The 21,327-nt window shown below is 60.9% G+C and carries 27 protein-coding genes and 6 pseudogenes; 17 read left to right on the top strand and 16 right to left on the bottom strand.

Annotation, left to right across the window (positions count from 1 at the left end):
* Positions 1–39 precede the first annotated feature (39 nt).
* From DC522_RS15765 to DC522_RS15810, 12 genes and pseudogenes are all read right to left on the bottom strand, one after another.
* Positions 40–345, bottom strand: a pseudogene (locus DC522_RS15765) (Bax inhibitor-1/YccA family protein); the annotation flags it as partial.
* A gap of 121 nt (positions 346–466) precedes the next feature.
* Positions 467–1,009, bottom strand: a complete 543-nt coding sequence (locus DC522_RS15770; protein WP_245444205.1) for an RES family NAD+ phosphorylase — start codon at positions 1,007–1,009, stop codon at positions 467–469.
* Positions 1,010–1,050: 41 nt separating this feature from the next.
* Positions 1,051–1,785 carry a hypothetical protein gene (locus DC522_RS15775; protein ID WP_245444206.1) on the bottom strand — a complete coding sequence of 245 codons (735 nt, stop codon included), beginning with the start codon at positions 1,783–1,785 and terminating at the stop codon, positions 1,051–1,053.
* A 193-nt stretch (positions 1,786–1,978) separates the two neighbouring features.
* A pseudogene (locus DC522_RS15780) lies at positions 1,979–2,188 on the bottom strand (transposase); the annotation flags it as partial.
* Positions 2,189–2,205: 17 nt separating this feature from the next.
* Complete coding sequence (locus DC522_RS35945) at positions 2,206–2,361, bottom strand: DUF302 domain-containing protein (protein WP_245444207.1); 156 nt, start codon at positions 2,359–2,361, stop codon at positions 2,206–2,208.
* Entirely contained in the window at positions 2,339–2,530 is a 192-nt protein-coding gene (locus DC522_RS35950; RefSeq protein WP_245444209.1) for a hypothetical protein, read from the bottom strand. Before DC522_RS35950 ends, DC522_RS35945 begins: the two co-directional genes overlap by 23 nt.
* Positions 2,527–2,985 carry a TIGR01244 family sulfur transferase gene (locus DC522_RS15790; RefSeq protein ID WP_116529629.1) on the bottom strand — a complete coding sequence of 153 codons (459 nt, stop codon included), beginning with the start codon at positions 2,983–2,985 and terminating at the stop codon, positions 2,527–2,529. The genes DC522_RS35950 and DC522_RS15790 overlap by 4 nt, the downstream gene beginning before the upstream one ends.
* A gap of 14 nt (positions 2,986–2,999) precedes the next feature.
* The gene (trxC, locus tag DC522_RS15795) at positions 3,000–3,440 is read right to left on the bottom strand and encodes a thioredoxin TrxC (protein ID WP_116529630.1); all 441 of its coding nucleotides are present in this window, start codon (positions 3,438–3,440) and stop codon (positions 3,000–3,002) included.
* Between the two features lie 23 nt (positions 3,441–3,463).
* Complete coding sequence (locus tag DC522_RS15800; RefSeq protein ID WP_116529631.1) at positions 3,464–4,246, bottom strand: sulfite exporter TauE/SafE family protein; 783 nt, start codon at positions 4,244–4,246, stop codon at positions 3,464–3,466.
* A gap of 10 nt (positions 4,247–4,256) precedes the next feature.
* Complete coding sequence (locus DC522_RS35955) at positions 4,257–4,463, bottom strand: YgaP-like transmembrane domain (RefSeq protein ID WP_245444211.1); 207 nt, start codon at positions 4,461–4,463, stop codon at positions 4,257–4,259.
* A 9-nt stretch (positions 4,464–4,472) separates the two neighbouring features.
* On the bottom strand, positions 4,473–4,760 hold the full coding sequence (locus DC522_RS35960) for a rhodanese-like domain-containing protein (RefSeq protein ID WP_245444213.1): 288 nt from the start codon (positions 4,758–4,760) through the stop codon (positions 4,473–4,475).
* A 27-nt stretch (positions 4,761–4,787) separates the two neighbouring features.
* The gene (locus DC522_RS15810) at positions 4,788–5,069 is read right to left on the bottom strand and encodes an ArsR/SmtB family transcription factor (RefSeq protein WP_371679713.1); all 282 of its coding nucleotides are present in this window, start codon (positions 5,067–5,069) and stop codon (positions 4,788–4,790) included.
* Between the two features lie 129 nt (positions 5,070–5,198).
* Between DC522_RS15810 and DC522_RS15815 the strand changes: the two genes are divergently transcribed.
* The 5 genes and pseudogenes from DC522_RS15815 to DC522_RS15835 all read left to right on the top strand — a co-directional run bounded on the left by DC522_RS15815 (position 5,199) and on the right by DC522_RS15835 (position 8,503).
* Entirely contained in the window at positions 5,199–6,086 is an 888-nt protein-coding gene (locus DC522_RS15815; RefSeq protein ID WP_116529633.1) for an MBL fold metallo-hydrolase, read from the top strand.
* Between the two features lie 143 nt (positions 6,087–6,229).
* Positions 6,230–6,928, top strand: a pseudogene (locus DC522_RS15820) (IS6 family transposase).
* A gap of 168 nt (positions 6,929–7,096) precedes the next feature.
* Positions 7,097–7,582 (top strand): OsmC family protein, encoded by a 486-nt coding sequence (locus DC522_RS15825; protein ID WP_116529634.1) that lies wholly within the window; start codon positions 7,097–7,099, stop codon positions 7,580–7,582.
* 110 nt (positions 7,583–7,692) lie between these two features.
* A complete protein-coding gene (locus tag DC522_RS15830) occupies positions 7,693–8,055 on the top strand; it encodes an EF-hand domain-containing protein (RefSeq protein WP_116529635.1) in 363 nt (120 codons plus the stop codon).
* 82 nt (positions 8,056–8,137) lie between these two features.
* Entirely contained in the window at positions 8,138–8,503 is a 366-nt protein-coding gene (locus tag DC522_RS15835) for an SHOCT domain-containing protein (protein ID WP_116529636.1), read from the top strand.
* A 160-nt stretch (positions 8,504–8,663) separates the two neighbouring features.
* On the opposite strand, the pseudogene DC522_RS15840 reads toward DC522_RS15835, so the two are convergent.
* Positions 8,664–9,665: pseudogene (locus DC522_RS15840) on the bottom strand (IS481 family transposase).
* Between the two features lie 182 nt (positions 9,666–9,847).
* Between DC522_RS15840 and DC522_RS15845 the strand changes: the two are divergent.
* The 5 genes and pseudogenes from DC522_RS15845 (at position 9,848) to DC522_RS15865 (ending at position 12,514) form a co-directional block, all read left to right on the top strand.
* Positions 9,848–10,252: a DoxX family protein gene (locus DC522_RS15845; protein ID WP_116529637.1), complete on the top strand. Its 405-nt coding sequence runs from the start codon at positions 9,848–9,850 to the stop codon at positions 10,250–10,252.
* A gap of 114 nt (positions 10,253–10,366) precedes the next feature.
* Complete coding sequence (locus DC522_RS36890) at positions 10,367–10,492, top strand: hypothetical protein (RefSeq protein WP_256369864.1); 126 nt, start codon at positions 10,367–10,369, stop codon at positions 10,490–10,492.
* A 66-nt stretch (positions 10,493–10,558) separates the two neighbouring features.
* Positions 10,559–11,394 (top strand): annotated as a pseudogene (gene kduI, locus DC522_RS15855) (5-dehydro-4-deoxy-D-glucuronate isomerase).
* Between the two features lie 126 nt (positions 11,395–11,520).
* Positions 11,521–12,144: pseudogene (locus DC522_RS15860) on the top strand (SDR family oxidoreductase).
* 130 nt (positions 12,145–12,274) lie between these two features.
* On the top strand, positions 12,275–12,514 hold the full coding sequence (locus DC522_RS15865) for a cupin domain-containing protein (protein ID WP_245444219.1): 240 nt from the start codon (positions 12,275–12,277) through the stop codon (positions 12,512–12,514).
* 18 nt (positions 12,515–12,532) lie between these two features.
* Here DC522_RS15865 and DC522_RS15870 read toward each other — a convergent pair whose 3' ends face one another.
* Positions 12,533–13,729, bottom strand: a complete 1,197-nt coding sequence (locus tag DC522_RS15870) for an aminotransferase class V-fold PLP-dependent enzyme (RefSeq protein ID WP_245444215.1) — start codon at positions 13,727–13,729, stop codon at positions 12,533–12,535.
* A 247-nt stretch (positions 13,730–13,976) separates the two neighbouring features.
* On the opposite strand from DC522_RS15870, the gene DC522_RS34840 reads away from it, so the two are divergent.
* Positions 13,977–14,147, top strand: a complete 171-nt coding sequence (locus DC522_RS34840) for a hypothetical protein (protein WP_165820178.1) — start codon at positions 13,977–13,979, stop codon at positions 14,145–14,147.
* A 323-nt stretch (positions 14,148–14,470) separates the two neighbouring features.
* On the opposite strand, the gene DC522_RS15875 is transcribed toward DC522_RS34840, so the two are convergent.
* A complete protein-coding gene (locus DC522_RS15875) occupies positions 14,471–15,175 on the bottom strand; it encodes an SDR family oxidoreductase (protein WP_116529639.1) in 705 nt (234 codons plus the stop codon).
* Positions 15,176–15,260: 85 nt separating this feature from the next.
* Positions 15,261–15,980 (bottom strand): GntR family transcriptional regulator, encoded by a 720-nt coding sequence (locus DC522_RS15880; RefSeq protein ID WP_116529640.1) that lies wholly within the window; start codon positions 15,978–15,980, stop codon positions 15,261–15,263.
* A gap of 199 nt (positions 15,981–16,179) precedes the next feature.
* Between DC522_RS15880 and DC522_RS15885 the strand changes: the two genes are divergently transcribed.
* The 6 genes from DC522_RS15885 (at position 16,180) to DC522_RS15910 (ending at position 21,295) form a co-directional block, all read left to right on the top strand.
* Positions 16,180–17,010 (top strand): ABC transporter substrate-binding protein, encoded by an 831-nt coding sequence (locus DC522_RS15885; protein WP_116529641.1) that lies wholly within the window; start codon positions 16,180–16,182, stop codon positions 17,008–17,010.
* A gap of 70 nt (positions 17,011–17,080) precedes the next feature.
* The gene (locus tag DC522_RS15890) at positions 17,081–17,860 is read left to right on the top strand and encodes an amino acid ABC transporter ATP-binding protein (protein ID WP_116529642.1); all 780 of its coding nucleotides are present in this window, start codon (positions 17,081–17,083) and stop codon (positions 17,858–17,860) included.
* Between the two features lie 9 nt (positions 17,861–17,869).
* Complete coding sequence (locus tag DC522_RS15895; protein WP_116529643.1) at positions 17,870–18,532, top strand: amino acid ABC transporter permease; 663 nt, start codon at positions 17,870–17,872, stop codon at positions 18,530–18,532.
* Positions 18,533–18,542: 10 nt separating this feature from the next.
* On the top strand, positions 18,543–19,208 hold the full coding sequence (locus tag DC522_RS15900) for an amino acid ABC transporter permease (protein WP_116529644.1): 666 nt from the start codon (positions 18,543–18,545) through the stop codon (positions 19,206–19,208).
* A gap of 32 nt (positions 19,209–19,240) precedes the next feature.
* On the top strand, positions 19,241–20,116 hold the full coding sequence (locus DC522_RS15905) for a dihydrodipicolinate synthase family protein (protein WP_116529645.1): 876 nt from the start codon (positions 19,241–19,243) through the stop codon (positions 20,114–20,116).
* 144 nt (positions 20,117–20,260) lie between these two features.
* The gene (locus tag DC522_RS15910) at positions 20,261–21,295 is read left to right on the top strand and encodes a proline racemase family protein (protein ID WP_116529646.1); all 1,035 of its coding nucleotides are present in this window, start codon (positions 20,261–20,263) and stop codon (positions 21,293–21,295) included.
* The last annotated feature ends 32 nt before the right edge of the window (positions 21,296–21,327 follow it).

The raw sequence follows: 21,327 nt of genomic DNA on the forward strand, positions 1-21,327 counted from the left end.
TTGCGGCCGGGGCTTTCAGATCATGCGATCCGCTCAGCTTTACTCGTTGCGGTTGCCCAGCAGCGAGAGGAGGAACTGGAACATGTTGATGAAGTCCAGATACAGCTGCAGCGCGCCATAGACCGACACCTTGGCCGCGGCCTCGGTGTCGAAGTTGCCGTACAGGTACATCTCCTTCAGCTTCTGCGTATCGTAGGCCGTGAGGCCCGCGAAGATCAGAACGCCGATCACGGAAATGCCGAACTGCATCGCGCTCGACGCAACGAAGATGTTCACGATCGAGGCGATGATCAGGCCGAACAGGCCCATGATCAGGAACGAGCCCATGCCCGACAGGCTCCGGCGGGCATTGCCGCTTGAACACTCATGCCGCCAGCCAGGTCTCATGGCGTCCAATGGGAGTTAACGTGACAAGCTCGTTGCTTCCCGGCGGGTCTGGAGTCTTGGTGGGCAAAGCCATCGTCACCTAAGGTGCCAAGCCAACTCCATAAGGTTCAGCCAAGTCCCAGAACCAGTCCTCATCAAGACTGGTTTCCCGGTACTCTTCCTCCACAGCCGGAGGTCCATGGTCATAGAGCGCGTAGCAAAGGGCCTCGTCATCATGACGGGCGTAGTAGGCGATCCCACTCGCTCGTACCGGGTGCTCGCGAAGCGCTGCGGACCAGGTCTGAGGAGCATCGTATGGCAAGCCACCATGCACCACCTCAGCCGTCGCTCCTAAACGAGCAAGGCCGGGGCCACCAAGCTTGATCAGCACAAGCGGGCGGGTCACACGCAGCTGCACATAGGCCTTCTTTGCGAGCAGATCAGACGGGATGAGAGTGCGTCCGGGTATGCGGAGAAACGATTCGGCGAAGGCCCCCCGCGCTTCCTTGGCGGTGTAGAGCACGCCATACGATCCATCCGGCGCGTTCAAACGTCCATCGCGGCCACGATCGAAATGGATCGGATCGTATGCTGCCGTGAAGAACCGGTGGAGGATCTCGCCGGCCTCCACTGTGATAAGCACCGGATCCCGCGAAGCAAGATCCGGTGGAGGTAAGGGGGCACTCACGATCCCTGCTGACCCATTCGCCGGGCAGCATCCACGACCAAGTCGATCTCGCCAGCTTTGAGAACATCAAGGGGCTTGCGGCCGTTCAGGCGCGGGTCAGGATGAACAAGGAAGTTCAGGATTGCCCAAGGGTTGTCAGTTGGAAGGGCTTCACGCACGGCCTTCAGGCCGGGAACGACTGTACCATCAGGCGTGAACTGCATGGTCGGATATGCACGCCGGTTGCTTGGACCAGGCACAGCCAACAAGCTGCCTTCTCGCACCTTCCGATCGATCATCTGCCGTGAGATGCCGTTCATCAGGATACGGACTTGATCCAGATCGTAGGCGCCACCGGCTTTCTTCAGATCGTTCTGCGCAATCTGTACGCCTTTCAGGAGGGCTTTGGCGCGCGAGCTCGGCTCAAACGCTGCCGCGTCGATAGCCGCTTTCTTTGTGACTGAACCAGGCTTGACCCGCCTCCACACATTACGGCGACCTTCGGGCTTGATCACCAAACCAGGAAGACGCTGGATTCGTCCGGACCCAAGCCGCTGCAGTTCCTTTTCAACGGAAGCGTCAGACGGAATGAGAGCCACCGAGACACCCGCCGGCAGGTTCTTCATTTCAGTGATGGCCTGCGCGGGATCACCCACCACCTTATATGGGTGGATCGGAGACCGGGCCGCGGACTTTGAGTACCGCCGGACCCGCGAGTGACTTTTCCGCTGGGCATTACGGATCTGGGCCATTGGCTCCTCCTGCCAATAAGATGAGTTCGCCTCTCAGCCATGTCAACTTGGTAAACTTTGGAAACTGCGGAAATATTCGTTCTTGGCTTGGTCGTTGAGAGATCTCTCAGGGAAGAAGCCTATTGTGCGCTCAGCAAAACCAATCCAATCCCTCTGCAATGAAAGGGAGCGCCTTGAATCTGGCGAACACCTACTCGATCGGGTTCAGGTCGGGCGAGTACGGCGGCAGGGAGAGCAGACTCGCCCCGGCGGCGCGGATCGTCTCCCGGACACCCGCCACCTTGTGAGCCGCCAGATTGTCGAGCACCACCACGTCACCGGGCGAGAGCTCTGGGATCAGCACCTGCTCGACATAGACGCGGAACACCTCGCCGGTCATGGGCCCATCCAGCACCATCGGGGCAATCAGATCATTCTCCGCTAGCGGGGGGCGATGGCCTGCATGGACGCGACGGGATCGACCGCCGCGACCTCGACCCGACTGGGCGCGAGTTCCTGCACGATCACGTTGCAGGGCAGCATCGTGCCGACCTTGTCCTCGATCTGAAGCGACTTATAAGCTCGCGCCGTGTTCAAGCCCTGAGGATGCGATAGGGGCGGAAGTCCACGTCGATCTTGTGCTTGGGCCTACCCCTGTGTCGATCTCCGTAATAATGCCGAAGCCCTCCTGCTTCAGGGCTTCGGCCGTGCGGGCAACCGCCTCGTCGAACGGCATCCCAACGGTCTTGGCCAGGTAGTAGCTCATCGTGCTCCTCGGTCATCGGCTGTCGCGGATCCGCTGCTGGCGGCTGCCTCGAGCTGGGGCCTCAAAGCCTCCAGATTGTAGCCCGCCTCCGAAGCCGTCCGCAGGATCTCGTTCGGCGAGAGCCTGTCGCTGGCGGCCAGCGCCCAAAGGGTGATCGAGCGCGTGCCGGTGCGGCAGAAGGCGAGGGCCGGCTTCTCCGCCTCCGTAACGGCCGTCCTGAACGCCTGAACCTGATCGTTCGACAGCTGGCCCGGCACGACTGGGATGTGCCGGTAGGCCACGCCCAAGCGCTCGGCGGCCGCCGCCAGTTCATCGCTGCGTGGCTGATCCGGGGCCTCACCGTCGGGGCGGTTGTTGATGATAGTCTTGAAGCCCGCCGCTGCGGCCTTCTCAAGATCCTGTTCGGTCAGCCGCGGGGCGACCGAGAGGTTAGGCGTCAGCCTGACGGCTTTCATGCGAGATCTCCTCTTCAGCGGGATGAGAATTGCCGGACCCAGTTCTGCAGGGTGGCGAGATTGACCAGCCCGGCCTGCCGGGCCACGACTGAACCGTGCTTGAGCACGAACAGAGCTGGAATGCCCTGAACGCCAAGTCTGCCGGCCAGTTCCGGCTCATTGTCCACGTTGACCTTCACGAACCGCGCCTTGGGCTCAAGCTCCTGCGCCGCGCGCTCGAAGATCGGCGCCATGACCCGGCAAGGACCGCACCAGGGCGCCCAGAAATCCGCGATGACCGGAATGTCGCTGCGATCGGCGTGGCGCTGGAAGCGAGAGCCGTCGAGCTCGACTGGATGGCCATCGAACAGCTTCGCCTTGCAGCTGCCACAGACCGCCTGTTCGGCGGACCGGTCCTCAGGAATGCGGTTGACCGCATCGCAGCGGGGACAAACCACATGGAAAGAGTTCGCCATGGAGCACCTCCTGTGTCTCAGGCTCAGACGAGACTTAGGCTTTTGACCAGCATGTAGACGGCGACCACGAAGATTAGGCTGGCGAATACCGTGTTGAGTGCGCCCTTCTTGGTGGACAGATATTTCGCCGAAGAGGCGCCGAGAAGTCCTCCCAGCACGCCGCCGCCGATGAACAACGCGGCCAGAGTCCAATCGACCAGACCGGAGAAGGCGTAGTTCGCCGAGGTGGTTAGGCCGAACCCGGTGACCGCTACGAGAGAAGAGCCGACTGCATAGAGGATCGGCATGCCGGTCGCTAGGATCAGGCCCGGGACGATCAGAAAGCCGCCGCCAATGCCGAAGAAGCCCGACAGGGTCCCCGTCGCTAGACCAATGCCGACTAGCTTGAGGAAGTTTTCCCGGCCGAGGCGAACGCTCTCGTCGCCTTCGCCGGAGCGCTTGCGCAGCATCAGGGCGCCGACCACCATCATCAGCACGGCGAAGAGGGCGAGCAGCTTCTGGCCATCGACCATCTTGCCGAGCGTCGAGCCGCCGAAGGCGCCGATGATGCCAGCTACGGTGAAGACCAAGGCGCAGCGCCACTTCACGTTTCTCGCGCGGGCATGATTGGTGAGGTTGGCGGCAGCGTTGGCCGCTACCGCCACCGCGCTCGTGCCGATGGCCACGTGCGGGTTCGTCACGCCCACCACATAGACCAGCAGCGGCACCGCCAGGATAGAGCCGCCGCCGCCCACGAGGCCCAGCGTGAAGCCGACGAGCGAGCCGGAGGCGAGGCCGAGGGCGCTCTGGGTGAGGGACAGTATCATGATGGTCTCCTTACACGGTTTGAGCCCAGTTCGGTTGGGCGTAGACTGCCCGGTTCCAGGGCGCCCGCATCAGGATCCGAGCCATGCCGCAGAAGCCGGTGATCCCGGCCACCGTCAGGCCCGCTCCGACGAAGGCCGGAACGATGAGGAACCAGGGCGAGACGAGAAGGCCCAGCAGGGTGCCGAGAAACGCCAGGCTGCCGGTGCCGATCTGCACATGCCGCCGTCAGCCATCGAGGCTACCCTCGATGAGGAAGGGCTCGCAGCGTCCGACAACCTTGCCGGCAAGCCGGGCGGCATTGCCCTTCGTGCGGGTGCCGCTCTTGCAGTGGAAGATGACCGGCTTTCCCTCGCGCAGGGCAAGGTCCGCCTCGTCGAGCTTGGACAGAGACATCTGGCGGGCGCCGGAGATCTCCTCGCGGGCGTGCTCATCCGCCTCGCGGAAGTCGACCAGGATCGCGCGCTGGTCGAGCAGGCGCTTGGCCTGATCAGGGGTGAGGGTCGGAAGCGACATGGGTACTCTCCAAGACTGGTTGGCCGCTCATGCCGGGCGGCAGTAGAGGGTGTTGAGCGTGGCATGGAGCTGCGCGACCCGCGGATCGGCGATGCGGTGCCAGAGCGTCTGGCTCTCGCGCCGGAAGGTGACGAGGCCCTCATCGCGCATCTTCGCCAGATGCCGCGACAGGGCCGACTGCGACAATCCCACCGCCTCGGCCAGCGAGGCCACGTTGGCCTCGCCCCATCCCACCGGCTTGCACAGGATCATCAGCCGGCGCTCGTTCGCGAGCGCCCGCAGGATGCCAGCGAGCTGCGCCGGCAACATCCCGACGGTTTCTGAACTCGTGGCCTGGGAAGCCATATTGCCACACATTTATTTAGTTATTGCTAATTTAGATATAGTTTATATATTGTCAACCACAACGGCAGACGAACCGTCAAGGAGGTTCAGATCATGTCAGGCCAACCCATCATCCGGGCGTTCTTCGACGAGCCCACAAACACCGTCAGCTATCTGGTCGCGGATCCGACGACGAAGAAGGCGGCGATCATCGACCCGGTCTTCGACTACGACCACAACTCCGGCACGGTGGACACGCGCTCCGTCGAGGCGATGCTGAAGACAGCCGAGGGTGCGGGCTACACCGTCGAGTGGGCGCTGGAGACTCATGCCCATGCCGATCACCTGTCCGGCGCGCCCTACATCAAGGCGAAGACCGGGGCCAAGATCGGCACCGGCGAGCACATCACCGAGGTGCAGCGGATCTTCCGCCCGATCTTCAACGCCACCGACCTCGATACGGAAGGCAAGGACTTCGACCGTCTGTTCAAGGACGGTGAGCGCTTCAAGATCGGCGAGCTCGACGTGGAGGTGCTGCACACGCCCGGCCACACCCCGGCGGACGTCTCCTACAAGGTCGAGGACGCGGTGTTCGTGGGCGACACGATGTTCATGCCCGATTACGGCACGGCGCGGGCCGACTTCCCAGGCGGCGACGCGCATCAGCTGTATCGCTCGATCCGGCGCCTGACCGCATTGCCTCCCGAGACGCGGCTGTTCATGTGCCACGACTACAAGGCTCCTGGGCGAGATGAGTACGCCTGGGAAACGACGGTCGCGGAGCAGCGCGAGAAGAACGTGCATGTGAAGGAGGGCGTCAGCGAGGACGAGTTCGTGGCCATGCGCACCGCCCGCGATGCCAAACTCGCAGCACCGCGGCTGCTGCTGCCATCGATCCAGACGAACATCCGGGCCGGCAAGTTCCCGCCCGCCGAGGCGAACGGCGTCCGATACCTGATGATCCCGGTGAAGCTGAGAGGCGGCGCCGAAGAGGTCGTCTAGGCCAACTTGGCGCAGGCCCGTCAAAGCCGGCGTTCCTTCACCTGAGCTTGCGAGGAGGCTCTCCCCGCCGGAACTGTTGCATGAACCCCGGCCGTATAACGAGGAGCGGTTCGTCAAGGAGCCGCCCTGAAGGAGCCGCCTCGTTGTCTTTGTTCAAGCGCCGCCGCTTTCCGGTTGAGATCATCCTGTTGTGCGTGCGCTGGAACTGCACATACGGCATCGGCTGCCGTGATCTCGCCGAAATGATGCAGGAGCGCGGCGTCGCCGTCGACCCGTCCACCCTCTGCCGCTGGGTGCAGCACCAGGCTCCGGAAGTCGACAAACGGATCCGCCCGTACCAAGGGCATCGCTCTGCCTCCTGGCGTGTGGGCGAGACATACGTTCGTGTGGGTGGCAAATGGAAATATCTGTTCCGAGCTGTCGGCAAGCACGGTCAGCTGATCGACTTCATGCTGTCAGACAGACGAGATACCGGAGCCGCCTATCGCTTCCTACGCAAGGCTCTCAAAACGATGAGCAATTATTCTCCTTCCTCGATCACGACCGACAAACTGGCCTCTTATCCAAAGGCGACCTGACGTCTGAAGCGAGAAGGCTACTTGGCACATCACGTGGAGCACCGGACGTCGAAATACCTCAACAACGTCATTGAGGCCAATCACGGCGCACTCAAGCGCGTGATCCGGCCAACCCGCCGGTTCCAGAGGATGCAAACGGCCCGTACCACGTTGAAGGGCTTCGAGGTCATGCGCATGATCCGTCGCGGCCGCTGCGTCCTGCCGCAGCCAGGAGCGGCAGGCGAAGTGCGTCTTGTGAACCAACTCTTCGGTCTTGCCGCCTGACGAAGCACGCGGGACTAGGATTGCTGTGCCTTATCCAAGTTACTGCAACGGAGCCGTAACCCGCTCTTTCGTTTGACATGTGTCAAGGAGGCCTCTCAGAGTAAGTGCTCTAATTCCTTCCATTCCATCAAGTGCTATAATTTCCTCCCTTCCATAAAGGAGGGAACGATGGGTGAGGCTCATTACACCGCAAGGCTCGTGTGGAGTGGCAGTGCGCTCGGCCCGACCCGATCCGTCGAGAGCTATTCGCGCGAGTTCCGGGCCGAGTTCGAAGGCAAGCCGCCGTTGCGCGGCTCGGCCGATCCGGCCTTTCACGGCGATCCCGCGCTCTACAATCCCGAAGACTTGCTCGTGACCGCGCTCTCCGCCTGCCACATGCTGAGCTACTTGGCGGTTTGCGCCCATGCCGGCATTGCCGTTCGCTCGTATGAGGACGCGGTCGTTGGAACGGTCGCGCGCAAGGACGGACGGGTCAGGTTCGTCGACGTGCTGCTGCGCCCCAAGGTTCTCTTGGAGCCCGGGAGTGACATCGAGACGGCCAAGGCACTGCACAGGAAGGCGCACGACATCTGCGTCACCGTCAATTCGGTGAACTTCCCGGTGCGTCACGAGGCCGAGGTCGCAATCGCCAGCGACAGCCTGGCCAGCATCTAGGCGCGGACGGGCCTGCCCGGTTCCGAATTCGGCGCTGCGCTCCCGGATCGAAGCCGTCGCCGCTGATTTCGAATGAGCTCCACGGAGCCCCTGAAGGCAAGGAGAATCCTATGACATTGATTGCACTGCCCCGCGCCGCCTTCGCTGCCATGATTATCGCCAGCCTGCCCGCGACAGCCGCCGCACAGGGGACGCCGCCCTCCGGTACCATGGGGCCGGGCATGATGGGCCAGAGTCCGGGAGCGCAGCCCGGTCAACCGGGCATGATGCAACCCCGTATGATGGGTCAGGGCATGATGGGCATGCACGGGCCCATGATGAAGATCTTCTTTGCGATTGCCGATGCGAACGGCGACGGCGGGCTCTCCTTCGACGAGGTGACGGCCATCCACAAGCGGATCTTCGACCGCGCCGATGCCAACAAGGATGGCAAGGTGACACCCGAGGAAATGCAGGCATTCATGCGGGAGTAGCCGCGCTCGCTGATCGGCTCTTGCGCGGCAGCCTCCTGGGATTCCGTGGCCATGCCATGCTGATCCACAATGGAGTGAGCCAATGCAAAAGATTTTGACTCCGGGTTCCGCCGCGGCGAGCGCCGCCCTGATCCTGGTGCCCGCATCGGTGTGGGCCCAGGCCCCGTCGGATGCCACCCGGTATCCTTATGGGCCCCACATGATGGGGTGGGGTGGAGGCTACCCCATGATGATCTTCGGTCCGCTGTTCATGGTCCTCTTCCTCGCGGTGCTGATCGCAGCCGTGATCCTCATCGTCCGTTGGGCCAGCGGGACATGGCCGGGATTGGCTGGGCCACACCACGCGCCGCCTGGCCGCACCCCGCTCGACATTCTCAAGGAGCGCTTTGCGCGCGGCGAGATCGACAAGGACGAGTTCGAGGAGCGGCGCCGCGTGCTCGGCGAATGAGCCGTCAATGTCGCCAGTTTCGGATCAATACACAGCCAACTAGAGCATCGTGCGGAACCGCAGGTCCGCGTCAGCGAGAAGTGGATCCGGTTCCGCTCTCAACGATGCTCTGCTTGAAAGAGGAAGCATCGGATGGGTCCCAAAAGTGCAAATCCACTTTTCACGTCCGATGCTGTAGGGGGATGTTTAGTCCCGGCATTTGGTGGAGCGGATCGAGCCTGACGCGCCCGGGCTCGGTTGTCCAGATTTTGCAGATGGACTCGTAAGGCGTGAGGCCGCGCAGGGTCTTGAGCCTTCGGGCGAAGTTGTAGGCGGTCAGGAAGTCGCCCAGGTGGCCTCGCAGCTGGTCGTGGGTGTCGTAGTAGCGGCGCCTGATGGTGGCATCCTTGAGGGTGCGGTTCATGCGTTCCACCGGCCCGTTCGTCCAGGGATGGCGCGGCTTGGTCAGGTGATGATCGATGTCGTTCTGGGCACAGACGTACTCAAAGGCGTGAGCCCGGAAGAGCTCGCCTCGTTCCAGGGCCTCTTTGATCAGAGGAGCGGCGGAACTGCTATTGCCGGGCGTGGTGAAGTGGGGGCCGTTGTCGGTGAGCACCGGGTGCACCTTGTACGGCACGGCGGCAATCAGCGCCCGCAGGAAATCGCCTGCCTCACGGCGTGTGGCTTTCTCATGCAGCTGGGCAAAGGCGAACCTGGACGTGCGGTCGATGGCCACGAACAGATACAGCCGCCCCTCTGCCGTGTGCACCTCGGCGAGGCGGATATGGAAGTGGCCGATCGGGTAGGCCTTGAACTTCTTCTTGGCCGGCTTGTCGCCGGTCACCTCGGGCAAGCGGCTGATGCCCTGGCGCGGCAGGCAGCGATGCAGGGATGAGCGGGTCAGGTGCGGGCTGAAGGGCGTAGAGGCCGTCGTCCAGGGGCAGCAAGGTGTGCTTGCGGAAGGCCGCGATGATGGCCTCTTCCGTGACCGACAGCACCGTGGACCTGGCGTCCTTGGGGCCGGTGGGCCGGTCGTCACCGAGCTGCGCTGCTTCCACTTGGCAACGGTCTTCGGGTTGATGCCGTAGCGCTTCGAAAGCTCTCTCAGGCTCGTTTGACTATGCTGGATCGCTCGACGGATTGCCTCTGTCGAGGTGGCGCTCCCATGGAGAACCTGGCCCATAGCGCATCCCTCCATTCCGGCGAAAAGAGTGCACCATCAAACCCTGGGATCAAACATTTTTTTAATGAGGCAGAAGAGGGTCTGGGTGTGTGCCCTGTAATCCGCTTTTAACGCAACCCGTGTTTCCTTCTGTCCAACCGAACACGGGTGGTCGGGGGCCCAGGATACATAGGAGAGACTTCATGCTGACCCGAAGCGAGGATGCGGCCCTGCTCGTTGGCCGTGTGCTTATCGCGGCTCTTTTCTTGCCCTCTGGGTACAGCAAGCTGATGGCTTTCTCAGCATTCTCGGCCTCGCTTGCAGCCAAGGGGCTGCCTTATCCGACTGTCATCGCTGGCGTCTTGGTTGCTGCGGAGTTCCTCGGCCCGTTGGCCTTGGTCATCGGTTTGTGGCCCCGCTGGACTGCGTCGGCACTCATCGGCTTTGTCGCGGCCACACTCTGGATGACATACGGCCCATTTGCGACAGGGTTGATCCTCCGCCCTCGGCAGAATGTTGAGTTCTTCCAGAATCTCGCACTCATCGGCGGATTGCTGTTCTATTTTGCCAGTGGTCCAGGAGGGTGGAGCCGGACACGCCTTCGATGAGTTCCGAAGACCTCGACGGTCTTTGAGACGGCTGTCACGGCCAGACTGCTTGAAGAATTCTTCCTGCCATACATCGCGATCCGCAACCGGATCCCGGGCTACGCGGCCGGCATCGTGAAAGCGGGCGCGCGGGTGGTCGGCCGTTCGGCTGGTCCTGTCCGTGCTCCGTTGGTGGATCGCAACGAGAAGGATGTTGCCGATCTTCGGGCGCTGGTCGAAAAGCTCGGTCCCCAGAACTGATGCAATGTCCCGCTTTCTCCCGGGAAGCTCCGGGCGGGCTTCTTCTTTCCAGCATGAGGAATTCGCATGACAATCGATATCAGACAGGCAAGCGATCCCGAGACCGTGAAACGCTACGATACGGAGGAGCTGCGGCGACATTTCCTCGTGGAGCATGTCTTAGCCCCCGGTGAAGTGACGCTCATATACTGCCATGTGGATCGCCTGATTATCGGCGGGGCCATGCCAGGCGTCGAACCGCTGGAATTACCGACCCCAAAGATCGTCGGCACCAGCGCCTTTCTCGAGCGGCTCGAACTCGGAATCATCAATATCGGCGGACTTGGAAGGGTGCAGGTCGGTAAAAACACGTACGAACTGGCTCGTCGGGATTGCCTTTATGTCGGGAGAGGCGCAGGTGCAGTTGCGTTCGCGAGCGCTGATGCGAACACCCCGGCCAAATTCTATCGCGTGAGCACGCCGGCCCATGCGAGCCACGAGACCGTGAAGATTTCTGTCGAGAGAGCCAATCGGGTCGAACTCGGCGCTCAAGCGACATCTAACAGGCGCACGATCTACCAGTACATGATTCCGGACGTCTGCGAGTCGTCCCAGCTCGTGATGGGGCTGACCCAGCTTGAGCCCAGCAGCATGTGGAACACCATGCCGTTCCACATTCATGACCGCCGCTCCGAGGCCTATGTCTATTTCGACCTCGCCGACAGCGCCCGGGCGTTCCATCTGACAGGCGAACCGAACGAGACTCGCCATCTGGTGGTCGCCAACGAGCAGGCCATCTTCTCCCCGGCTGGTCGATCCATTCCGGCGTCGGCATGAGCCATTATGCCTTTATCTGGGCGATGGGAGGTGAGAACCAAGACTACGCGGACATGGATCCTGTCGCGATGGCGGATCTGCGATGATGACGGGACTGTTCGATCTCTCAGGCAGGAGAGCGGTCGTGACCGGCGCGAACACCGACATCGGTCAGGCCATTACAGTGGCCTTGGCGCGCGGGCGCTGACATCGTGGCGGTCGGACGTTCGTCCATGGGTGAGACGGAAGACCTCGTCAGGGCGTCCGGCCGAGCGTTCGCAGTCATATCGGCCGACCTGTCGACGCCGGGTCCCGTGGAGCGGATCGTCTCCGAGGCGAGCGCCAGAGGCCAGGTCGATATCCTGGTCAACAATGCGGGCATCATACGCCGCGCCTACGTCCTCGATTTTTCAGAGGCCGATTGGGACGACGTTATGAACGTCAATCTCATATCGGTCTTCTTCCTGACCCAGGTCTTCGTGCGAAAGATGCTGGCGCACGAAGGCGGCGGCAAGGTGATCAACATCGCCTCGCTGTTGTCCTTTCAGAGCGGCATCCGCATTCCGTCCTACACGGCCAGCAAGGCGGGCTGGCGGGACTAGCGAGGCTACTCGTCTGCGAATGGGCCGCGAAAGGCATCGATGTGAATGCGATCGCGCCCGGCTATTTCGCCACGAACAACACAGGCACTGCGTGACGACCCCGACCGGAGCGCCCAGATCCTGGGTCGGATTCCGGCCGGGAGATGGGGAGATCCATCCGATATTGGCGGCGCGGCCGTGTTTCTCGCCTCCGCTGCGGCGGATTACGTTCACGGCACCGTGCCTCCGGTCGACGGCGGCTGGCTCGCCTTATGAGCCGGCTGACAAGGAGTGAAGAGAACATGACACGTAAGGGTCACGCATTCGCGTCCGACAGTGAGCTTCTCTGGGAGGACACGGAGAGGGCATCCGGCGCAAGGTCCTCCGTTTCGACGAGGGTGTCATGATGGTGCGCGTTGCCTTCGAGGCAGGCGCGATCGGTGCCGAGCACGATCACCCGCACATACAGTGCAGTCTCGTCGAGTCCGGTGTGTTCGACATCACGATAACGGGCCAGACGAGACGTTTCACGGCGTGTGACAGCTTCCTTGTTTCCTCCAATGCACGTCATGGCGCCGTCGCGGTCGAAGCTGGTGTTCTCGTCGATGTATTCACCCCGATACGTGAGGATTTCGCTGAACCATAGTTGTAGCAGATCCGGCTGCTATCTGTGGCGGTTGACCACTTGCTCAAGGGCCGCGACGAAGATGTCGAGATCACCTTTCAGCATGTAGATGTGCGGCGACACCCGAAGCCCGTGCAGATACCGAACCTGACGGTATTTGACATGCACGCGGTGGGTCCCCCGAAGCTCCTGCTCAATTGTCTTCGAGTCCACACCATCAATGGAGAACAATGCCACCCCGCCCAGATTGTCCGTATCCAGCGGTGTGTGCAGCCTGAAGCCGGGAATGCGGCGGGCGAGGTCTACCCAATAGCGGGTCAGCTCCTGCAGCCGCGCATGGATTTTGCGGGTGCCAATCTCCTTGTGAAACTGGATCGCCGGCGCAATTCCCGCTTGGATTGCCGAATTGTAAGTGCCGAGATTCCAGTGATCGAACTTGTCAATGCGCAAGGGCGGCGGGTCGAATGGCGCCAAGAGAGGCCAAGTGCTGTCGATCCGGCTCTGCTTGACGATCAACATGCCGTTGCCGACGGCTGCTCCCAGCCATTTATGCAGACTGGTGACGAAGAAGTCGCAATCAAGGTCCCTAAAGCTGACTGGCAGCTGCGCAAAGATCTGGGCACCATCGACGACCGTGATGATGCCCTGTGCTCGCGCCAGATGGCAGAGCTGTTTGGCCGGCAGGACGCGCCCCGTCCAGTGGAACATCTGGGTCAGCTGCATCACCCGCGTGCGCGGCGTGATTGCTTTCGCATAGGCTACGAGAATGTCGTCGTCACTGTCCATCAGATCGAACTGGACGGAAACGACATCAATGCCTTCCCGCTCCTGACGCTGCAGCCATGCTGCGCGCACACTCGGATAATCCCAGATCGATAAGAGCACCTGATCGCCTGCCGTCAGCGGAATTCCGAAGATGGCTGTGCAAAGACCCTCTGTGGAGTTCCGGTTCAACGCAATCTCGTCGGGACTGCAGTCGATCAAGCTTGCAAGCTCCTCCTTGATGGAAGGAAGAGCGGCATCGAGCTTGCTCCACATGTTCACGTCGGGATTTTGGCTGATCAGCCGATAGGCGTCGATCATTGCCTGTTCAACGACAAGCGGCGGCGGACTGACTGCTGCGTTGTTCAGGTTCATCAGGGGCTGCTGCTTCGGATAAGCCGCGCGGACGCCTTCCCAGTATTCCTCCCCGGCACCATAGCTCGACATCAGATGCGGCTCTGTTGCGTTAGACATTGGCCTCATTTTCCCATCTACCTACGGTCCTGGCACGATGCATGTGTCGTGTATTTTAACTTCCAACACGTCCAATATATGCTCTTTGACCAGCATCTTGTGCTGATCTGATGGTAAGGCCGAGCATCGATGCTAACTCAACGGGCCGCACCCGATGGAATTGTCCGCGTGCTGTTTGATGGCAGGTTCGAAGAATGCGGCTCTGTTGTATTGTCGGCATTCCTGCGGGGTGGCTTGGATGGGCTTCATGCCGGTGTGGATGGTGGAGGACGATCTCGCTTGGGGGAGTATCGTTCCGATCAAGGCGCAAGAAGCTCCTCCCGGCGATATCGTCATGCCGATGTACGCCATCCATCCGACGGATGAGCCTTTCGGACCGGCCGGGCAATGGTTCGTGTCATACCTCAACCAATCCTAGACCGCCGATGGAAAAGCCGGCTTCTGCCATCCGTGCTCCCAGAACGAAGCGGGGAGCATTGAATCCCACCTCTTGGTCCCGGCCAGGAGCGTAGAATGCCACGACGCGTCTGGAGGTGATGGCAGTTAAGGTCAGCAACTGGCAGATTTCGGAAGTAAACCGAATAGCTGCTCAAGCAGGGAGCACCGGACCTTCCGGACGGGCAGGGGATTTCCTGGTCTGACCCATCCCAGACCTTGCAGGGCGCAAGCGTGCACGTTCCCGACTGGAGCCGGTCGCCACTCGAGGACTGGACCAGAAGCAGCGACCTTCCTTGATAGCGTTCAGACAGATCGCATCAGGCCGCCATCAACGCGGATGTTCTGGCCGGTGATATACGCTGCACCCTCAGAAGCAAGAAAGGCGATCGTCGCGGCGATTTCCTCGCTCTTGCCGTACCGTTGCATTGGAACTGACTGTCGACGCTCTTCGGTTGCCGGCAGGCTATCGATCCATCCCGGAAGGACGTTGTTCATCCGGATGTTCTCAGCCGCATAGGTGTCGGCAAAGAGCTTCGTGAAGGCGGCGAGTCCTGCGCGGAAAACAGCGGATGTCGGAAACATTGTCGACGGCTCGAAAGCCCAAGCAGTCGAGATGTTGATGATGGATCCGGACTTCTGTGCCTGCATGATCGGCGTGACAAGGCGCACTGGCCGGATCACGTTCATGAGGTAGATATCCATGCCCTTGTGCCAGTCTTCGTCGCTGATCTCCAGGATCTGGGCTCGGGGGCCATGACCTGCGCTGTTCACCAGGACATCAATGCGACCCCAATTCGACATTGTCAGGTCGACGAGCTTTTGAAGGTCGTCCTTGGACTGGTTTGATCCGGTGATGCCAATGCCCCCAAGCTCATGAGCCAGAGCCTCGCCCTTTCCCGATGACGAAAGGATAGCGATCTTGTAGCCTTCGGCCGCGAGTCGTTTCGCCGCTGCGGCGCCCATGCCGCTTCCACCCGCAGTGACGACTGCAACTTTTTCTGATGCCATGACGAAAAACCCATAAAGTGAAGATCTACTACAATCCTCCACGTCTATTTGGACTATGGAGGCCGATATTCATGCTCCGGTCCAGCTATTCTGCAGCCTTGAGAGGAGCCAGGGAGACGTCGGTCGTGTAGTTTTCCCGCATGAAGTTGATGAAGTTGTCCTGGAACTGGCGCGTATGAGCGTGCGCCAGTTCATCGGCAAGGTCGACATTCTTTGCCGCGATCGCATCCAGCATCAGCTGATGCTCGTCGGTCAGAAGATAGCCGTCATGGGTCCGCTCCAGGTACTCGAAGTGGAGATGGAGCATCCGCTGCCCCTGGTTCAGCAGCCGCTCATAGAATGAGGCGAGGTATGGGTTCCTGCCCGCATGAGCAATGGCCATGTGAAACTTTTTGTTCGCCTCCGACATCTGCAGGTGGTCGCCCGTTCGAACTGCAGCCTCGAACTCCTTCTGACGGCGCGCAATAATCTTGAGATCCGCATCCGTGCGGAGTGCCGCTGCCAGGCGGGTGTTCATCCGCTGCGCAATGTCGAGCGCTTCCACATATTTCGGGAAGGTCGCGACCTCGATGGGAGCGACAATCGTGCTGCGATTTGGAAGCGTAACGACAAGCTCATCCCCTGCGAGCCTGATGAGAGCCTCGCGGATGGGTGAGCGAGACATGTTGAAGCGCTCTGCAAGTGTCGTCTCATCGAGAAGCTGCCCCGGCGGCAGCGTCAACGCCAAGATTTCGTTGCGCAGCGTCTCGTAGACGTTTTTCCAGCCGCTGCCTCTGGCACGCGAATTCTCTGAATTATCAGACACTTAAGCTCTCCCCGCAGGTGCTGGACACATCAGGCCAGAAAACCCTTGTGCAAGCAATGTAAGATTTTCGCTTGACTTTGTCGACTGTGTGTCGACAAAATTCCATCAGTCGACTACGTGTCGACAAAACAGAGCAAGAAAGATCGGCCTAAGCCGACGAGTGGAACCGCGCACTGGCGCATTACGGAAGAGGAAGAAGATGTTCCTGAAGACGCTTTCGCCCATTACCCGAGCTCTGCCTGCACTCGCCCTGCTGGCGGGCCTCTCAACCACCGCTGCAATGGCGCAGACCAACGAAGGCTATTGGCAGGGTGTCCAAAAAGCCGGTACTTTGCGCTGCGGCGCCGCCGTTGCCCCGCCCTATGTCATGCGCGATCCCGCCACAGGCGAATATTCCGGATTCTATGCCGATCTCTGCCGCGAACTCGCTGAGGTTCTAAAGGTCAAGCCGCAGTTCGTTGACACGACCTGGGATAATATCGTCGCTGGTCTCCAGGCTGGAAAATGGGACGTTTCGCTGGCGCTCAACCGGACCCCGCCGCGTGCGATGGCGGTACAGTTCTCCATTCCCGCAATGGAGTATCAAATTTCTCTTGCCTACAACAAGAACAACCCGAAAATCCCTGCAGGCGCGAAGTCTGTCGCGGACATCGACAAGGAAGGCGTCACGCTCGCCGTCATGTCCGGAACGGCCCAGGACAAGGCCGTTTCCGCTGCGGTCAAGAAGGCGACTGTTCTGCGCCTGCCCGGCAACGACGAAACCCGCCTTGCCGTGGTCTCGAAACGCGCCGACATCCTGGTCGATGCGTCCGATACCAACCTGCTCTTCACCCAGTCCAACCCTGATTGGGTCGCATTGAACCCGACCCCCGCCCTTGCCAAGCAGGGCGTCGCATTCGGCCTGCCACGTCAGTTGTCGGCGGCCGACGTCGAGGTCGTGAATATCTTCCTGGAAGAGAAAGTCGCGACAGGCCACGTGGATGACTTGATCCGCAAGGCTGCCGACAAGGTGCTCAAGGGCACGAACTAGCTCACGCAGGGCCGGTTGGACCTGCGGGCAACCGGCCCCTCCTTTCCAGCTTTGACTTTCGGGATCGGCCATGACCATGTCATTCAGTCCTCCACTTGTAAAAGTTCAAAGTCTTCACAAGAGCTACGGCCCCAACATACAAGTGCTCAAGGGCCTCGATATCGAGATGAAGCCAGGTGAACGGGTCGTCGTGATCGGTCCGAGCGGCGGCGGCAAGAGCACCCTGCTGCGCGTGGTGATGGGTCTCGAAAAGATCGACAGCGGATCGATCACGTTCGGCGGCAAGCCTTACATTTCTGCCGAGGGACCCGGCCAGAAGACGATCATCGACACCGAAGTTCGCCGCTCGATCGGCATGGTGTTCCAGCACTATACGCTCTTTCCGCACCTGAGCGTCATTCAGAACCTCATCCTTGCGCCCTGCAAGGTGCGAGGCGAGAAGAAGGAAAATGCGATCAAGCGCGCTCGGGCGCTTCTCGACCGCTTCGGCCTCGGGGCCAAGGCCGACAGCTATCCGGCCCAGCTTTCCGGCGGGCAGAAGCAGCGCGTGGCGATCGCCCGCGCCCTGATGCTCGATCCCAAGCTCATGCTCTTCGACGAGGTCACGTCCGCTCTCGATCCGGAACTCGTCGCCGAGGTCGAGCAGGTCATCCTGCAGCTCGCCGCACAGAACATGCCGATGATGATCGTGACCCACGACATGTGGTTTGCCAAGAACATCGCGTCCCGCGTCATCTTCTGCGCCGGAGGCGTCGTGGTGGAGGACGGCCCTCCGGAACAGGTGCTTGGATCTCCCAAGGAGGAGCGCACGAGGGAGTTTATCGACCGCGTCTTCCATATCCGGCATTAGGGGGCGCAGATGAACTATTCGTTCGACTTCAACGCCGTCTCATTCGAGCCTCTCCTCAAGGGCCTCGTCGTGACCTTGGAGCTGACGCTCGCGGCAAACGCGATCGGTCTGACGTTCGGCTTCCTTGTTGCGCTCCTCATCATGAGCCGGATCGCGGTGGTCCGGCTTCCGACGATGCTGTTCGTGGAGTTTTTCCGCTGCACGCCCGCGATCGTCCAGATTGTCTGGTTCTTTTATTGCGTGCCGATGCTGTTCGACGTCTATCTCGACGCCATGACCATGGGCATTCTGGCGCTCGGCCTCAACCTGACTGCGTTCAACGCGGAGGCTTATCGCGCCAGCATTCAGGCGGTTCCCCGCGAGCAGCTGGATGCGGGCATCGCCCTTGGTCTCAACCCGTTCCAGCGTGTGCTGTACATCGTCCTGCCCACGGCGTTCAGGGCTTCCATCCCTGTCCTTCTCACCAACAGCATCGGCATCTTCCAGCAGAGCGCTCTTGTCGCCATCGTGGCCATCCAGGATCTCATGTACCAGGGCAAGTCGCTGGCGACCGAGACCTATCGGCCCATCGAGACCTTCACGGTGGTTGCCCTGATCTACTTCGCCGTCTCGTTCCCCGTCACTCAGATCGTCGGCTACCTCGAACGCCGCCGCCAGCTGCTGATGAGCTAGGAGATCCGCCATGGAACTCAACTTTTCCATCCTCGCTCGATTTCAGAACGCCCTCGCACTCGGCCTGTGGACGACGATCCAGCTGACCCTGATCTGCATCGTGCTCGGATGCGCCCTGGGCTTTCTGATTGCGCTCGCGCGAACGTCGGGCAGTGCCATCCTGCGCACCGTCTCAAGCGTGTACGTCGAGTTCTTCCGCGGCACGCCGGTACTGATCCAGCTGTTCTGGATCTTCTTCTGTCTGCCCCTGATCGTCGGCGTCGAGTTGCCTAACTTCGCGTCAGGCGTGATCGCGCTGACCCTGTACATGGGAGCGATCACCAGCGAGACGTTCCGGGCATCGCTGAAGTCGGTCGGACGCGAGCAGCTCGACGCCTGCGTCGCCCTCGGTCTTCCACGGCGGGTTCAGGTGACCAGCGTCATCCTTCCGCAGGCGATTCTGCGCGCCATTCCCACGCTTCTGTCGAACTGCGTCAGCCTGTTCAAAGAAAGCGCTCTGGTGTCCGCAGTTGGAATCGCCGACCTGATGTTCATTGGCCAGAACATCTCGAACAACACGGCGCGGCCCGTCGAAGTGCTCACTGTCGTGGCGCTCATTTACTTCGTCATCGCATTCCCGCTCGCCCGTGCCGTCTCCCTCGTCGAGCGCCGGGTCTTGGCGAAGCTGGCGATCTAGCAACAACCAACTTCATGAACAGGAGAAATCTCATGAGACTCAAAGGCGTCATGCCGGCCCTCGTCACCCCCTTCGATGCTGACGGCAAAATCGACTTCAAGGCCTTCGAAAAGCTGCTGACGAAGCTCCGCGCCGACGGGGTTTCCGGCTGGGTTCCCTGCGGATCGACCGGCGAGTACAACGCCTTGACGGCGGACGAGCGCGTATCGGTCCTCCAGTTCGTGGAGGAATTCGCCAACAGGGACGAACTCCTGATCGCGGGGACGAATGCCGGTTCGACTTGGGAGGTCATCGAGCATACCAAGCGCGCCAGGGCCATCGGGTATGACACCGTGCTCCTGTCGTCGCCGTTCTACGCCACGCCAGCCCCCAACGAGCTCATCGCGCACTACCAATCGGTCCTCGATGCGGTGGACGTCAACATCGTGCTCTACAACTATCCGCCGAAGGTCGGCGTGGAGGTCGGTCTCGACGTTCTCGACGCCTTCGTCGACAACCCTCGTATCCTCGGCATCAAGGAATCGAGCGGCAACCTTCTGCGGGCGATTGATATCCGGTCGCGCTACGGTGACCGCTACCAGGTGACCAACGGATCCGACGATCAGACGCTCGACTTCTATCTCTGGGGCGCGACGTCTTGGATCTGCGGTCCGGCGAATTGCATGGCCAAGGCCTGCGTCGATCTCGTGAACACCATCGAGTCCGGCGACTGGCTTGCGGCACGCGACAAGATGCAGGTGATCTATGGGGCGATGTCGAGCCTCGAGAGCGGCAAGTTCGTCCAGAAGGTGAAGTATGGCTGCGAACTGGCCGGAACGCCTGTCGGCGTCGGTCGCAAGCCGCTGCTTCCGCTGACGAGCGAAGAGAAAGCTGCCTTCAGGAAGGCGATGGAACCGGTCCTTGGCTGAACCCGGCCGTCGAGTGCATTGGCGCAGGAGAGCTGCCTGTGCCAATGCCTCAAGTAAGCGTGTGCATTTCAGCTCGTTCCCGTAGTCGCAGCCAGGTTCCCGTCTCGAAAGACGAAACCGTGCGTACAACATGGAGCCAGATAGATGCGCTTCAAGAAAGTCCTATCCGTAGTTGATTGTCATGCGGAAGGAGAAAGCGGCAAGGTTATCGTCGGAGGCGTCGGCCAAGTTCCTGGCGACACAATGTTCGACAAGCGGGTTTACCTTGAAACCCACATGGACGATATCAGAAAGATGGTCCTGTTCGAGCCGCGGGGAGCGGTCTGGCACAACGCCAACATCGTCCTCCCGTCCAATCACTCCGACGCCGACATGGGATATGTGATCCTCGAAACGACCGAGTATCCGGCAATGTCGGGCTCGAATACGATGTGCGTGGCGACGGTCCTTCTCGAGACCGGAATCCTGCCAATGAAGGTGCCCGTCACTGAACTAACTCTCGAGTCTCCCGCGGGCCTGATCAAAGTCCGTTGCGAATGCTCCAACGGGAAAGTAACGAGCGTCCGGCTCGTGAACCAGCCTGCTTTTTGCTACCACGTCGACCGTCACATCGAAGTCGATGGTTTCGGGACCGTCAGGGTCGACATCGTCTATGGCGGAATGACTTACGCGATGGTCGACGCCGCTGATCTCGGGTTTTCGATTGAGCCCTCGGAAGCGCGTGAGCTGTGCGAGGCTGGGCAGAAAATCAAGTTCGCGGCAGCGCAACAGCTCGCCGTCGAGCACCCGGAGAATCCTGCCATACCGGGGATAACGAATACTGAATTCATGGGGCCGCTGCGCCGGGAGAAAGGCCGACTGATCTCAAAGAACTGCGTGGTCGTTTCCCCGGGCCGGTGCGACCGCTCGCCGTGCGGGACCGGATCGTCGGCCAAGCTGGCCCTGCTTCATGCAAAGGGTCTCATGGAGCCCGGTGAAACCCTCATCCATGAATCGATCACAGGAAGCCGCTTTACCTGCACGATCGACGGTCTAACAACCGTCGGACCGTATCGCGCTGTCATACCCGCGATCGCCGGTCAGGCATGGATCACCGGTCTGTATCAGATGGGCATGGACCCGACGGATCCTTACCCCGAAGGTTTCACTGTGGCCGACACGTGGATGACCACGGTTTGACCCTCGTACCAAGCGCTATTCGAGAGCAGGAC

It is taken from the genome of Microvirga sp. KLBC 81 (assembly GCF_003075415.1).
Taxonomy (GTDB): Bacteria; Pseudomonadota; Alphaproteobacteria; order Rhizobiales; family Beijerinckiaceae; genus Microvirga.

Excerpts from the sequence above, each read along its gene's own strand:
- DC522_RS15865 (WP_245444219.1), top strand. The coding sequence starts at position 12,275 with ATGGTGCGCGTTGCCTTCGAGGCAGGCGCGATCGGTGCCGAGCACGAT.
- DC522_RS15890 (WP_116529642.1), top strand. The coding sequence starts at position 17,081 with ATGACCATGTCATTCAGTCCTCCACTTGTAAAAGTTCAAAGTCTTCAC.
- DC522_RS15775 (WP_245444206.1), bottom strand. The coding sequence starts at position 1,785 with ATGGCCCAGATCCGTAATGCCCAGCGGAAAAGTCACTCGCGGGTCCGG.
- DC522_RS34840 (WP_165820178.1), top strand. The coding sequence starts at position 13,977 with ATGCCGGTGTGGATGGTGGAGGACGATCTCGCTTGGGGGAGTATCGTT.
- DC522_RS15910 (WP_116529646.1), top strand. The coding sequence starts at position 20,261 with ATGCGCTTCAAGAAAGTCCTATCCGTAGTTGATTGTCATGCGGAAGGA.
- DC522_RS15830 (WP_116529635.1), top strand. The coding sequence starts at position 7,693 with ATGACATTGATTGCACTGCCCCGCGCCGCCTTCGCTGCCATGATTATC.
- DC522_RS35950 (WP_245444209.1), bottom strand. The coding sequence starts at position 2,530 with ATGAGCTACTACCTGGCCAAGACCGTTGGGATGCCGTTCGACGAGGCG.
- DC522_RS15800 (WP_116529631.1), bottom strand. The coding sequence starts at position 4,246 with ATGATACTGTCCCTCACCCAGAGCGCCCTCGGCCTCGCCTCCGGCTCG.
- DC522_RS15905 (WP_116529645.1), top strand. The coding sequence starts at position 19,241 with ATGAGACTCAAAGGCGTCATGCCGGCCCTCGTCACCCCCTTCGATGCT.
- DC522_RS15790 (WP_116529629.1), bottom strand. The coding sequence starts at position 2,985 with ATGAAAGCCGTCAGGCTGACGCCTAACCTCTCGGTCGCCCCGCGGCTG.
- DC522_RS15900 (WP_116529644.1), top strand. The coding sequence starts at position 18,543 with ATGGAACTCAACTTTTCCATCCTCGCTCGATTTCAGAACGCCCTCGCA.
- DC522_RS15815 (WP_116529633.1), top strand. The coding sequence starts at position 5,199 with ATGTCAGGCCAACCCATCATCCGGGCGTTCTTCGACGAGCCCACAAAC.
- DC522_RS15870 (WP_245444215.1), bottom strand. The coding sequence starts at position 13,729 with ATGTCTAACGCAACAGAGCCGCATCTGATGTCGAGCTATGGTGCCGGG.
- DC522_RS15895 (WP_116529643.1), top strand. The coding sequence starts at position 17,870 with ATGAACTATTCGTTCGACTTCAACGCCGTCTCATTCGAGCCTCTCCTC.
- DC522_RS15810 (WP_371679713.1), bottom strand. The coding sequence starts at position 5,069 with ATGTTGCCGGCGCAGCTCGCTGGCATCCTGCGGGCGCTCGCGAACGAG.
- DC522_RS15845 (WP_116529637.1), top strand. The coding sequence starts at position 9,848 with ATGCTGACCCGAAGCGAGGATGCGGCCCTGCTCGTTGGCCGTGTGCTT.
- DC522_RS15825 (WP_116529634.1), top strand. The coding sequence starts at position 7,097 with ATGGGTGAGGCTCATTACACCGCAAGGCTCGTGTGGAGTGGCAGTGCG.
- DC522_RS35960 (WP_245444213.1), bottom strand. The coding sequence starts at position 4,760 with ATGTCGCTTCCGACCCTCACCCCTGATCAGGCCAAGCGCCTGCTCGAC.
- trxC (WP_116529630.1), bottom strand. The coding sequence starts at position 3,440 with ATGGCGAACTCTTTCCATGTGGTTTGTCCCCGCTGCGATGCGGTCAAC.
- DC522_RS15875 (WP_116529639.1), bottom strand. The coding sequence starts at position 15,175 with ATGGCATCAGAAAAAGTTGCAGTCGTCACTGCGGGTGGAAGCGGCATG.
- DC522_RS15835 (WP_116529636.1), top strand. The coding sequence starts at position 8,138 with ATGCAAAAGATTTTGACTCCGGGTTCCGCCGCGGCGAGCGCCGCCCTG.
- DC522_RS15885 (WP_116529641.1), top strand. The coding sequence starts at position 16,180 with ATGTTCCTGAAGACGCTTTCGCCCATTACCCGAGCTCTGCCTGCACTC.